The sequence below is a fragment of the Candidatus Pantoea deserta genome, assembly GCF_003813865.1.
GTDB lineage: Bacteria > Pseudomonadota > Gammaproteobacteria > Enterobacterales > Enterobacteriaceae > Pantoea > Pantoea deserta.
Genome location: NZ_RMVG01000002.1, coordinates 44,761 through 56,892, shown reverse-complemented (window position 1 = coordinate 56,892; position 12,132 = coordinate 44,761). Strand labels below are relative to the sequence as shown.

The 12,132-nt window shown below is 59.7% G+C and carries 11 protein-coding genes; 2 read left to right on the top strand and 9 right to left on the bottom strand.

Translation table 11 applies throughout. The features are described 5' to 3' along the window. Positions 1–12: 12 nt before the first annotated feature. The 9 genes from recC to rppH all read right to left on the bottom strand — a co-directional run bounded on the left by recC (position 13) and on the right by rppH (position 9,933). Positions 13–3,390, bottom strand: coding sequence for an exodeoxyribonuclease V subunit gamma (gene recC / locus BBB56_RS02885; protein ID WP_123798630.1), 3,378 nt, complete (start codon positions 3,388–3,390; stop codon positions 13–15). A gap of 102 nt (positions 3,391–3,492) precedes the next feature. Further along, positions 3,493–3,843, bottom strand: coding sequence for a prepilin-type N-terminal cleavage/methylation domain-containing protein (locus BBB56_RS02880; RefSeq protein WP_233592979.1), 351 nt, complete (start codon positions 3,841–3,843; stop codon positions 3,493–3,495). After that, positions 3,779–4,183 carry a DUF2509 family protein gene (locus tag BBB56_RS23690; RefSeq protein ID WP_123798628.1) on the bottom strand — a complete coding sequence of 135 codons (405 nt, stop codon included), beginning with the start codon at positions 4,181–4,183 and terminating at the stop codon, positions 3,779–3,781. The genes BBB56_RS02880 and BBB56_RS23690 overlap by 65 nt, the downstream gene beginning before the upstream one ends. Beyond that, entirely contained in the window at positions 4,180–4,713 is a 534-nt protein-coding gene (locus BBB56_RS02870) for a prepilin peptidase-dependent protein (RefSeq protein ID WP_123798626.1), read from the bottom strand. The genes BBB56_RS23690 and BBB56_RS02870 overlap by 4 nt, the downstream gene beginning before the upstream one ends. After that, the gene (locus BBB56_RS02865; RefSeq protein ID WP_123798624.1) at positions 4,704–5,174 is read right to left on the bottom strand and encodes a prepilin peptidase-dependent protein; all 471 of its coding nucleotides are present in this window, start codon (positions 5,172–5,174) and stop codon (positions 4,704–4,706) included. The genes BBB56_RS02870 and BBB56_RS02865 overlap by 10 nt, the downstream gene beginning before the upstream one ends. Before the next feature lie 174 nt (positions 5,175–5,348). Further along, a complete protein-coding gene (gene thyA, locus BBB56_RS02860) occupies positions 5,349–6,143 on the bottom strand; it encodes a thymidylate synthase (protein WP_123798622.1) in 795 nt (264 codons plus the stop codon). After that, positions 6,140–7,021 carry a prolipoprotein diacylglyceryl transferase gene (lgt, locus tag BBB56_RS02855; protein ID WP_123799418.1) on the bottom strand — a complete coding sequence of 294 codons (882 nt, stop codon included), beginning with the start codon at positions 7,019–7,021 and terminating at the stop codon, positions 6,140–6,142. Before lgt ends, thyA begins: the two co-directional genes overlap by 4 nt. A 123-nt stretch (positions 7,022–7,144) precedes the next feature. Then, positions 7,145–9,391: a phosphoenolpyruvate--protein phosphotransferase gene (gene ptsP / locus BBB56_RS02850; RefSeq protein ID WP_123798620.1), complete on the bottom strand. Its 2,247-nt coding sequence runs from the start codon at positions 9,389–9,391 to the stop codon at positions 7,145–7,147. A gap of 11 nt (positions 9,392–9,402) precedes the next feature. Next, on the bottom strand, positions 9,403–9,933 hold the full coding sequence (gene rppH / locus BBB56_RS02845) for an RNA pyrophosphohydrolase (protein WP_123798618.1): 531 nt from the start codon (positions 9,931–9,933) through the stop codon (positions 9,403–9,405). 686 nt (positions 9,934–10,619) lie between these two features. On the opposite strand from rppH, the gene mutH reads away from it, so the two are divergent. Beyond that, entirely contained in the window at positions 10,620–11,297 is a 678-nt protein-coding gene (gene mutH / locus BBB56_RS02835; RefSeq protein ID WP_123798615.1) for a DNA mismatch repair endonuclease MutH, read from the top strand. A gap of 60 nt (positions 11,298–11,357) precedes the next feature. Next, positions 11,358–12,068, top strand: a complete 711-nt coding sequence (locus tag BBB56_RS02830; RefSeq protein ID WP_123798613.1) for a TerC family protein — start codon at positions 11,358–11,360, stop codon at positions 12,066–12,068. Positions 12,069–12,132: the final 64 nt, after the last annotated feature.

The following is a 12,132-nucleotide window of genomic DNA, read 5'->3' as shown; positions in this document are numbered from 1 at the left end:
TTAAACGGCCTGCTATTCATCATCCTGGTGGGCCTGCAATACCGGTAAATACCAGCGCTGCGCGGCCTCGGTAATCTCAGCGAGTTGCTCTTCGTTTAATACGCGGCACAGACGTTGCAGGTAGGGATCGCCCCCCTCGCCTTCCTGCTGATACCCGCCGGTCCAGGCCTGCAACAGACGATTGCGCGCCTTAACCTGGGTGCTCTCATCCAGCAGCAGCTGCTGTGTTTTCTTGTCGTAGCTGGCCGTCAGCCAGGCGCCGCCGCTCTTGTTCAGCAACATAAGCGGACGCGACATGCCCTCTTTATAGCCCTGCATATAGCGCGTCAGCATCGCCTCAGCCTCCTGCTGCGCCAGCGCCGCAAATCGCCAGCGGCTGTTTTCCCGGCCCATCATGCGGCTTTCGCCGCTGCCGCCCAGCGCGCAGTAGATGAGATGTTCCAGCCACAGCAGCAGTCCGTCGTTCATATTGAGAACGCCAGGACGCCAGCGGAGCAGGCCATCGCTTTGCACCTGCGTCAGCCAGCCGGTAAGCACGACGCCGTCGAGCGGCAGAGTGACCTCCCAGCTTTCGCCCTCGCTGCGCTGTTCAACCACCGCCGCCGCGACCTCCTGCATCTCTTCCTGCTGCGCCTGCCAGAAAAGCTCGCCAAACGCGCCGTAGGGCAGATTACCGGCTGCCCGGTGCAGCGCGAAAAGCCGCTGGGTATCCTCTCCTTCAACCAGCGCATTCAACAGTTCGGCGTTGATCTGATAGCGCTCCAGGCTGTCGAGAGCGAAAGGCTCGTTGTCAGACAGCTCTGTCTCTTCCAGCCAGAAGGTCACCCCAAGCCGCTGGTGAAACCAGGCGCGCACCGGATGACGCCAGAAGCGCAGGAACTGTTCGCAGGAGACGCTCTCCAGCTCTGCGGTCGGCAGCGGCTGAACGAAGTCGGGCTGCGCCTCGCCCTTGCCCTGCGCGGCAGGCAGCCATTCGCGCGCGAAGCTGTGGCAGCGCGCCAGCGGCTGAAAGTTTTCGGCGGCGAACGGCATACGGCTGTGCAGATGCTGAATATGCTGCTGCACGCGCTGCGCGCTCGTATCCAGCTCCTGCTCTTCATCGCCGGGCAGACAAAAACTCTGCCCGATATAATCCAGCAGCTCTGTGACCAGCACAGAGGGATAGCGTTCCGTATTATCCTGAATGGCGCGGCCAATATAGCTGATATAGAGGCGATCCTGCGCGGACAGCAGCGCCTCCAGAAACAGATAGCGGTCGTCATCGCGTCGGCTGCGATCGCCTTTGCGCGCCTGCTGCTGCATCAGGTCGAAGCCCGGCGCGGGCAGCGTACGCGGATAGACGCCGTCGTTCATGCCCAGCAGGCAGACCACGCGGAAAGGGATAGAACGCATCGGCATCAGCGTACAAAAATTGATTTGTCCGGCGAGAAAACGCTGGCTGATACGCTGCTGATCGAGCCGCGCGCGCAGGTCGTCGCGCAGCAGCGTCACCGGAATGGGGGCCTGATAACGCGCCGCCTGACCATATTCAATCAGCTGCTTCCACTGCTCTTCCACCAGCAGCAGCGCGGCTTCCGCTTCGGCGTCGCCGTGGAAAAAGTCGTTAATCATTTCGCGGCAGAGCGGCAGCCAGGCCTCCAGCGGCCGCGACTCGCTGAGTTGCAGACGCCAGTGGTTTAGCCGCATCAGCAGCTGCGCCAGATGCCCCGCCAGCTCGCCGACCAGACCGCCTGATTCGTCGTAGGGCAGGATGCCCTGCCAGTCGCCGTGATGGCTCTCCATGGCGTAGCCCAGCAGCATACGCTCCAGCCCAAAGCGCCAGGTGTGCTGACCCGTGACCGGCAGCGCCAGCGCTTCGGCGCTGCCGTCGTCCAGCCCCCAGCGCACGCCTGACTCGTCTACCCAGCGCCGCAGCAGACGCAGCCCACTCTCATCCACCGAGAAACGGCTCGCCAGCGCCGGCACCTCCAGCAGCGCCAGCACGTCTTCCGCGGCAAAGCGGCTGTCAGGCAGCGCCAGCAGGCTCAGGAAAGCGAAGATCGCCGGATGCGCCTGGCTGGCGCGACGATCGGAAATAGAGAACGGCAGATAGCGATCGGCGGGCGCGTTGGCAAACACCGCCTGAATAAAGGGGGCGTAGCTGTCGATGTCAGCCACCATCACGATAAAATCGCGCGGCTTGAGCGAGGGATCCGCCTCCATCATCGCCAGCAGATGATCCTGTAGCACCTCCACTTCGCGCTGGGCGCTGTGGCAGATCTGCACGCTGACAGAGCGATCGTCAGGATCGAGCCGTCGCTTGTTGCCGCTGTAGGCCAGCTCTTCCGCGTTCAACCCCAGCACCGCCTTATCCTGTAGATTCAGCAGGTCGTGCTGCATGGCGTGCAGCAGGTTGTCCTCTTCGACCTCGACAAAGGCGTCGACATCATCCGCCTCATCCATCTGGCTCAGCAAAAACAGGTTGTCGCGGCCCAGTTTCCCCCAGGAGGCCAGCAGAGGATTGCTGAGCTGCTGTTCTCCCTCGGCGTTGAAGCGCGTGGGCGCCTCAAGCGGATCGCTGAAGAGCGCGCGCGCCTCTTCGCTGTCGTGGCGACGGCGCTGGCGGCTCTGAAGTTTCGCCAGAAAGGCGTAATCCTGAATATCCCCCCAGTAATCGCGGCAGGGATTGGTGAACAGCAGATGAATATCGATATGACGGCCCAGCGCCTGAAGCGCCTGCAAATAGACCGGCGGCAGCGCGGAAATGCCGCAGATAAAGACGCGCTTCGGCAGGCTGGCGGGCGGCTGTTCCGCCTGCTCCAGCGTCTGGATAAAGCGTGCGTAGAGATTAGCGCGATGCCATTTCGGCTGGCCCAGCGCCTCGGTATAGGCCACCAGATCGCGCCACAGGGCAGACTGCCACAGCTGCGCATCGCCTAAGCCCTCAACCAGCCCCCCCTGCTCCCAGCGATTTAGCCAGTCGGCGCGATACACCAGATACTGGTCAAAGAGATCCGCCACGCGAGAGCAGAGCTGAAACAGTTTGCGCTTGTCGCTATCGTCATGCAGGTAGTGGCGCAGCGAGGTAAACGCCTCATGCGTCAGCAGTTCAGGCAGGCGGTGCATCAGCTTCCAGCTCATGCTGGATTTGGTAAACGCGCTCTCGGCGGGAATATCCGGCAGCACGCGCACAAACATATCCCAGATAAACGAGGCCGGTAGCGGAAATTCAATATTGGCGGCGATGCCAAAAGTTTGCGCCAGTTCCATTTGCAGCCACTGCGCCATACCGGGACTCTGCACCAGTATGGTTTCGGCAGCAAAGGGGTCGCTGAGGGGGTCATGTTCTATCACCGCTGCCGCGAGAATCTTCAGAACATCGAGCTGGTTTGAGTGATAAACGTGAAACATGGAAACTCCTGTGGTGACACTGTCTGGCGCGGCAAAGCGGCAGACTGGTCACTCTACCGCGTATCGCCGGGGTTGCCCAGCGTGCGCCGGCTCTTTTGCCTCTCAGCAGCGTAAACGGGTCAGCGTCGCGTGCGCCTGAAACGCGCCGCTGACCTCGACGCGCTCCAGCGTACAGCCTGCGACAGCGGCGCTTCGCGTCAGCGAGACGCGCCAGCCCTCGATCTCATGGCCCATCAGGCGCTGCGCCGCAACGCGAACGGCAGCGCGCTGCTGCCACTGCTGGCTAAACCCCTGCATCAGAACATGATGATACCGGAGCAGCGTGCTGACGCTCATCGCCAGCAGCAGCAGGGCGAACAGCGCCTCCGGCAGGCTAAAGCCGCGCTGCTTACCGACACCGGTTCGCCTGCGCCAGCGGGCAGTAGTCGATCCAGCCGTGCGGCAGGGGTTCAAGCCGCCTGCCTCTGATTGCCACCCAGCGCCACAGCGCCAGATCGCTCTGCGCGGCGCGCCCGCTAAGTAATAGCCGTTCATCATTCACCCTCTGTAGACAACTTCGCCAGCCCTGCTGCGGCTCCTGCTGACAGCGCGGCGTCAGCGCTTCCGGCCAGCTGAGCGCCAGACCCCATTGCAGCGCCGACTGCGCCGCCCAGAAATCCCTGATGTGATGACGCTCATCGGCCACCAGCGACAGGCTCTGCGCCAGCCTCTCCCGGCTGGCGTGCAGCGTCAGGCTGCCCGTCAACAGCACAACCAGCACCACGCCCAGCGCGCTGTTACCCCGTTCGTTCACAGGTTTTCTCCTTCAACCCAGCTCTCCGCGGTTTCCAGCCAGCGTCCGGCTCGCCCCGTCAGGCGCAGCATTACCCGTTTGCCGCTCTGTTCGACGCGAAACTGTTCGATGGCGACAAACGCCGGATCGGTCAGGCGCTCCCAGCCGGTTCCCGTACAGCTGTCGACGCCGCGCTGGGTTTCCAGCTGCTTTTGCCGCAGGCGAAAACCGTAATAGTCGCTTTCACTGTGCGCGACGCCTTCCCACTTGCCGTTGCTGTTGTCATCCCAGCGCAGCAGCACACAGTCAGTAAAAACGCTGAGTCCTTTCGCGCCGCAGTCGCCGTTGCAGTACCCCGCGCGGCGCACCGCTTTTTCCAGCGTCTGCATCAGCTGCTGTAGCTCCTCTCGCAGCTGCACGCGCTGTTGCAGGCGCAGACTTTCGCCCAGCAGCAGCGGTAAAAAACGGCCCGCGCTCAGCATCAGCACGGCGCTCAGCGCCATCGCCGCCAGCATCTCCAGCAGGCTGAACCCGGCGCTTTTCAGTCGCATCCCTGCTCCTCCGGCTGGCAGAGTCGAATACGGCCGCGCGCGGAGATAATGAGCCGCAGCGTGCCGCTGGCGTTGCCGAACGCCAGGCTCCCCGCCTTCGCCATATTGCGGCGGCCATAGAAGCCCGGCTCGCCGCGCAGCCCGACAACGCGCACGCCGGGATAAGGCGCGACAAACTGCATTCGCTTGCCGCGCTCACAGCCCGCGTCAGGTTTTGGACCGCTGCCCAGACACCAGCGATCGCCCGGCATCAGCCAGAGCAGGCGCTGCTGATTTTGCCAGTTGGCCTGGGCGCGCAGCCGCTGTAAAAAGCCGTGTAGCTGCTGGGCCGTTTCGCGCAGCTGTTGTCGCTGCTGCCAGCGCTGCCACCCTTGCAGCGCGCTGAGGCTGAGAACGGCGACGATAACCAGTACGCACAGCAACTCCGGCAGCGTAAAGCCGTGATGGTTTTCCCTGTTCATAGCGACACTGTGCCGCCTGACGCGCCGCGCCGCGACCGCTATTGTCGGGTATTACGCGCTGGCTTCCAGCAAAGACGCCGGCGTTGCCGCGCAGCGCAAAACCGTGCGAGATAGCGCATAAAAAAGCCCCGGCGAGCAGAGCTGCGCCGGGGCTTTTGCTATCACAGGTGCGGGTCAGACGGCGACCGGCGCCTTGATAGCCGGATGGGGATCGTAGCCCTCGATCTCAAAATCTTCGAAGCGATAGTCGAAGAGCGAGTCAGGCTTGCGCTTAATCACCAGCTTCGGCAGCGGGCGCGGCTCGCGCGTCAGTTGTAAGCGCGCCTGCTCCAGATGGTTGCTGTAGAGGTGGGTATCGCCGCCGGTCCAGACGAAGTCGCCGACCTGCAAATCGCACTGCTGCGCCATCATATGAACCAGCAGCGCATAGCTGGCGATATTAAACGGCAGGCCCAGGAAGATGTCGCACGAGCGCTGATAAAGCTGGCAGGAGAGCTTGCCGTCCGCCACGTAGAACTGAAAGAAGGCGTGACAGGGCGCCAGCGCCATCTCATCCAGTTCGCCCACGTTCCACGCCGAGACGATAATCCGGCGTGAGTCGGGGTCGCGCTTCAGCTGTTCCATGACCTTCGCAATCTGGTCGATCTCTTCGCCGCGCGCGCTTCTCCAGCTACGCCACTGCTTACCGTAGACCGGGCCGAGATCGCCGTTTTCATCCGCCCATTCGTCCCAGATGGTGACGTTGTTCTCTTTCAGGTAGCCAGTATTGGTTTCACCTTTCAGGAACCACAGCAGCTCGTGAATAATAGAGCGCAGGTGCACTTTTTTGGTGGTCACCAGCGGAAAACCGTCTTGCAGATTGAAACGCATCTGGTGGCCAAAGATCGACAGCGTGCCGGTGCCGGTACGGTCAGATTTTGGCGTGCCTTCGTTCAGCACATGTTGCATCAGGTCCAGATACTGTTTCATTTTACCTCTCTCGTGTGTGGCTGCGGGCGACGACGATACGCCCAGATCATCATAATTACGCCGGCCAGAATCATCGGAATGGAGAGGATCTGCCCCATACTGACGCCGCCTTCAAACAGGCCAAGCTGGGCGTCTGGCTGGCGGAAAAATTCTACGATGATGCGAAACGCGCCGTAGCCGATCAGGAACAGGCCGGAAACGCTGCCCATCGGACGCGGCTTGCGAATAAACAGATTCAGAATAATAAACAGCACCACGCCTTCCAGCATCAGCTCATAGAGCTGCGACGGATGACGCGGCAGTACGCCGTACGTGTTCAGCAGCTGCTGATACTGGGGATTATTCGCCGCCAGCGCCACATCTTCGCTGCGCGACCCCGGAAACAGCATCGCGAATTTGAAGTCAGGCGCGACGCGGCCCCACAGCTCGCCGTTGATAAAGTTGCCGAGGCGACCGGCTCCCAGACCAAAGGGGATCAGCGGCGCGATAAAGTCTGACACCTGGAAGAAAGTCCGCTTCGTGCGGCGTGCGAAAATCAGCATGACCACGATAACGCCGATCAGACCGCCGTGGAACGACATGCCGCCATCCCAGACTTTAAACAGGTAGAGCGGGTTTTCCAGAAACAGCGGCAGGTTGTAAAACAGCACGTAGCCGATGCGGCCACCAAGGAACACGCCGAGGAAACCGGCATAGAGCAGGTTTTCAACCTCCTCTTTTTTCCAGCCGCTGCCCGGTTTGTTGGCGCGGCGTACCGCCAGCCACATGGCAAAAACAAAGCCGACGAGGTACATCAGTCCGTACCAGTGCAGCGAAACCGGTCCGATGGAGAAGATCACCGGATCGAACTGCGGAAATGCGATATAGCCGTTATTCATCATTCACCATTCATTTTTCAGCCCTGAAAAAAAAGCGGGCGCCAGGCGGATATGTTAAAGGCTGCGCATCATAGCACAGCCTGGTTTTTTACAGAGAAGCGTAAATGTAAACGAGAATAACCTTTAGCGCCCGCCGCGGATCAGGCCGCCCAGTCCGCGCCGCTCCATAAAGGCGGCGACCAGATGACGCACCTCTGACGCGGTGTGCGCATTCAGTCCCTGCTCGCTGAGTTTTTGCGTCTCTTCTTTATCCAGATGGCGCAGCAGATATTTCACGCGCGGCACGTTCTTGCCGTTCATGCTGAGATGGTGATAGCCCAGCCCCACCAGCAGCGCGACGCACATCGGATCGCCCGCCATTTCACCACACAGGCAGAGTTCAAGATTCGCCAGACGGGCTGCGCTGGCAATCGCCTGTAGCGCCCGCAGCATCGCGGGATGCAGCGGATCGTAGAGGTTGGCCACGCGCGTGTTGTTGCGATCCACCGCCATCAGATACTGGGTGAGATCGTTGGTGCCAACCGAGACGAAATCGACGCGTGATTGCAGCTGAGGGATCATAAACAGCATCGACGGCACTTCGATCATCACGCCGACGCGCGGTCGGGGAATGGCGTAGCCCAGCATCTCTTCCACTTCGCGTCCGGCGCGCTGGATCAACTGCACCGCATCGTCGATTTCGTCGATATGGCTGATCATCGGCAGCAGAATGCTCAGGTTGCCGGAGGCGGCGTTGGCGCGCAGCATGGCGCGCACCTGCACCAGAAAGATTTCCGGCTGATCCAGCGTCAGGCGGATGCCGCGCCAGCCGAGACAGGGATTCTCTTCGCTGATCGGCATATAGGGCAGCTGCTTGTCAGCCCCCACGTCGAGGGTGCGCAGCGTGACCGGCTTGTTATGAAACAGCTGTAGCATGCCCTGATACTGCGCGACCTGCTCCTCTTCGGACGGAAAGCCGCTTTGCAGCATAAAGGGAATTTCCGTGCGGTAGAGACCGATGCCATCCACCCAGCTGTCGAGGGTCTGCTCATGTTCCGGGCTGAGACCGGCGTTGAGCATCACCTGAATGCGCTCGCCGCTTTTCAGCTCGCCCGGCTGATCGACCACGCCTTCCGCCATCTTACTCAGCGCGTTCTCTTCGCTGATCAGGCGCTGATACTCCTGGACCAGCACCGGTTCCGGGTCGATAAGCAGTTCGCCGCGGTAGCCGTCGACAATCAGCAGACGCTTATTAAGCTGCGCAGGCAGAATATCCGCGCCCATCACCGTGGGAATGCCCATGGCGCGCGTCAGGATGGCGGCGTGCGAGTTCGCCGCGCCGTCACGCACTACGATGCCCGCCAGCCGCTCGTGCGGCAGCTCAGCCAGGGTGGTGGCGGTAAGCTCGTCGGCCACCAGCACAAAACGCTCCGGCCAGGCGTTGGTGCCGACCAGCGAGTCATCAAGGTGAAACAGCAGGCGCTGCCCCAGCACGCGCAGGTCGCCCGCGCGTTCGCGCAGATAGCTGTCGCTCAGGCTGGCGAACTGGGCGGCGAATTTCTCGATGACCTTTTTAACCGCCCATTCGGCCACGGATCCTTGCTCGATCTCATCGAACAGATCCTTTTTCAGCCTGGCGTCGGTTAACAGGTGGGAGTAGAGATCGAAGATCGCCGCGCTCTCTTTTTGCACGCCCGCGGCGAAACGTTTGCTAAAGCGGCGAAATTCGCTGGCGGCTTCGCTCATCGCCAGCACCAGACGTTCGCGCTCGCGCTGCACGTCCAGGGTAGAGGCGGCGGAGACCTGATCCAGCAGCGGCTGCGTTTCATCGACCCAGCCCGGCGCAACGGCAACGCCAGGGGCGGCTGCGATGGCGCGCACGCGCGTCTGGCGGAACTGGCCGAAGAGCTGACCGAGCTGCGACTGCGACAGCAAGGCGGCCATCTGCGTCGCCAGCGTCACCAGGAAAGACTCTTCGCTTTCGTCGAACTGGCGATGTTCGCGCTGCTGCACCACCAGCACGCCCAGCAGCTGGCGGCGGCTGATGATCGGCACGCCCAGAAAAGAGCGATAGCGCTCCTCTTTTACGGCAGGGATATATTTGAAGCTGGGATGGCTTTGCGCGTCGGCAAGGTTAATCGGTTCGGCGAGCCGTCCTACCAGCCCGACGATACCCTCGTCGAACGCCAGCGTAACGGTGCGCCCACGCGGCTTTTTCAGACCTCGCGTGGCCATCAGGTAATAGCAATGATGATCGTGATCCGCCAGGTAGACGGAGCACACTTCTGTGTCCATCGCCAGGCAGATCTCGTTGACCAGAATGTCGAGCGCGTCGGTAAGACGCGGCGCGCCCGCCACCTTTTCTACTATTTCGCGCAACTGAGTGAGCATAAGGGCGTGGCCTATCCTCTTTTCCGTCGATGGGCTGGCGCGCTGCGCTGCTGCCCGGCACTCTCCTGCATCGACATCACCACGCCAGCAAATTCCTTCATCACCCGACGATAAACATCGCGCTTAAAGGAGACAACCTGACGCACCGGATACCAGAAGCTCACCCAACGCCAGCCGTCAAATTCCGGCGTGCTGCTGTGTTGCACATTGATATCCGCGTCATTGCACATCAACTGCAGAAGAAACCATTTTTGTTTCTGGCCGATACACACCGGCTTTGTGTCCCAACGCACCAAACGTTTTGGCAATTTGTAGCGCAACCAGTTACGGGTAGATGCAAGTATTCGAACATCTTTACGGTGTAAACCGACCTCTTCGAACAGTTCGCGATACATCGCCTGTTCTGCGGTTTCACCCGGATTGATGCCTCCCTGAGGAAACTGCCAGGAGTGCTGTCCAAAGCGCCTGGCCCACAACACTTGTCCTTGCCTGTTACAGATTACGATACCAACATTCGGGCGGTAGCCATCATCATCGATCACTGGACTACCTCAAAGCTAAATTTGAATAGCCTGATTGTTTCACACTCCTTACAGGCGGTAAACCACTGGATTGCCGGGGAGAACGGCGAGTAAAACCTGGATAACTCACAGGATCATCCAAAGTTATAAACAATGACCCAGGTAAAGCGTCGATCTTATTCACGTTTTCTGTGGATAGCTTTGTGCAGAACACGGGAATTAGCTGAATAAACTTTTTCATCCCGCTCTGCGCCACAGCACAAAAAGATGATTTTTATCATGTTAAAACAGCATATTAAGCGGGTCTTATTCGGAATATCGGGCACATAAATCTCGTAAATGACTTACTCCAGCCCGCCACTGGTCAAAGATCAAGCGCCGACGTTTTTATCCACAGACAATGGAGTAAACCTGGTCACAGCTGCCTAAAAAAGCGGCTTATTTGCTAAAGTCAAGGCTGTAAATGGAACCAGTAGCGCGCGTTGTCCAGGGTTATCCCACTCTTCTGTGGATAACTTAGCTTAAGATCCTGTTCATTGTTGCCGTCATTCCGGGATAACCTGGTTTTTTCAGGCGCGGCTAAAAAGAGTTGTGCTTAAAAAAGCATGTTGAATCATGCTATTATCACTCTCTTTTCTTCTGTCTACGCTGTGGAAAACCCGACAGCGGAAAAGATAGCTCATTTTTTAACCAGCCGAGTCTTTGTCATGGTTCAACTCCCTGCCCCGCCTGAAAATGAAGCGATCCTGCTGGCGCGCGCCCATGCGCTGGCGGGCCAGACGCTGCAAACCCTGGCCAGTCAGGCCGGCCTGCCCATGCCTGCCGATCTGAAGCGAGATAAAGGCTGGGTAGGCATGCTGCTGGAGCGCTATCTGGGCGCCAGCGCGGGCAGCAAGGCGGAACAGGACTTCGCCCACCTCGGCATCGAGCTGAAAACCATTCCCATTGATGCACAGGGCAAACCGCTGGAAACCACTTTTGTTTGCGTCGCTCCCCTGACCGGCAATAGCGGCGTGACCTGGGAAACCAGCCATGTGCGCCATAAGCTGGCGCGCGTGCTGTGGATCCCGGTGGAGGGCGACCGCGCCATTCCCCTCGCGCAGCGCCGCGTCGGCGCGCCGCTGCTGTGGAGTCCAGATGAAGAAGAAGAGCGCATGCTGCGTCAGGACTGGGAAGAGCTGATGGATATGATCGTGCTGGGTCAGGTTGAACGCATTACGGCCCGCCACGGCGCCTGGCTGCAAATCCGGCCCAAAGCCGCTAACAGCCGCGCGCTTACCGAAGGCATTGGCGAACATGGCGAGCCGATTATGACGCTGCCGCGCGGGTTTTACCTGAAGAAGAGCTTTACCGCCCCGCTGCTGGCGCGCCATTTTTTGCTGTAAGTGCGTATCAGCGCATGCGTATAATCGCCGTTTACTTTTCGTTTAACATTGAGTGTAAGCATGTTTGAATGGATAACCGATCCCAATGCCTGGCTGGCACTGGGCACGCTGACCATCCTCGAAGTGGTTCTGGGCATTGATAATATTATTTTTCTGTCGCTGGTCGTGGCGAAGCTGCCAAAACACCAGCAGGCCAGCGCCCGCCGTCTGGGCCTGATGGGCGCGATGCTAATGCGTCTCGGCCTGCTGGCCTCCATTGCCTGGGTCGCGCGTCTGACCCATCCGGTTTTTACCCTGTTCGATCACGCCTTTTCATGGCGCGACCTGATCCTGCTTGGCGGCGGTCTGTTTCTGCTGTGGAAATCGAGCATGGAGATCCACGAGACCATTGAGGGCGGCGAAGAGGAGCACAAAACCAACGTTCACTCTTTCCTCGGCGCGATTGTGCAGATCATGCTGCTGGATATTATCTTTAGCCTGGATTCGGTGATCACCGCGGTGGGACTCTCTGACCACCTGTTTATTATGATGGCGGCGGTGGTGATAGCCGTGCTGATGATGATGTTCGCCGCGCGGGCCATTGGCGAATTTGTCGATCGCCACCCGTCGATCAAAATGCTGGCTCTGTCGTTTTTGATTCTGGTGGGCTTCACCCTGATCCTCGAAAGCTTCGCAGTGCATGTACCAAAAGGTTACATTTATTTCGCCATGTTCTTCTCGATGGCCGTGGAGTGCCTTAACCTGATGCGCAGCAAGAAAAACGCGGCGTAAAAAGTCAAGGGCGGCCATGAGCCGCCCGTTTATTTTCGGATTCATGCGATAACGCAACGCGCTA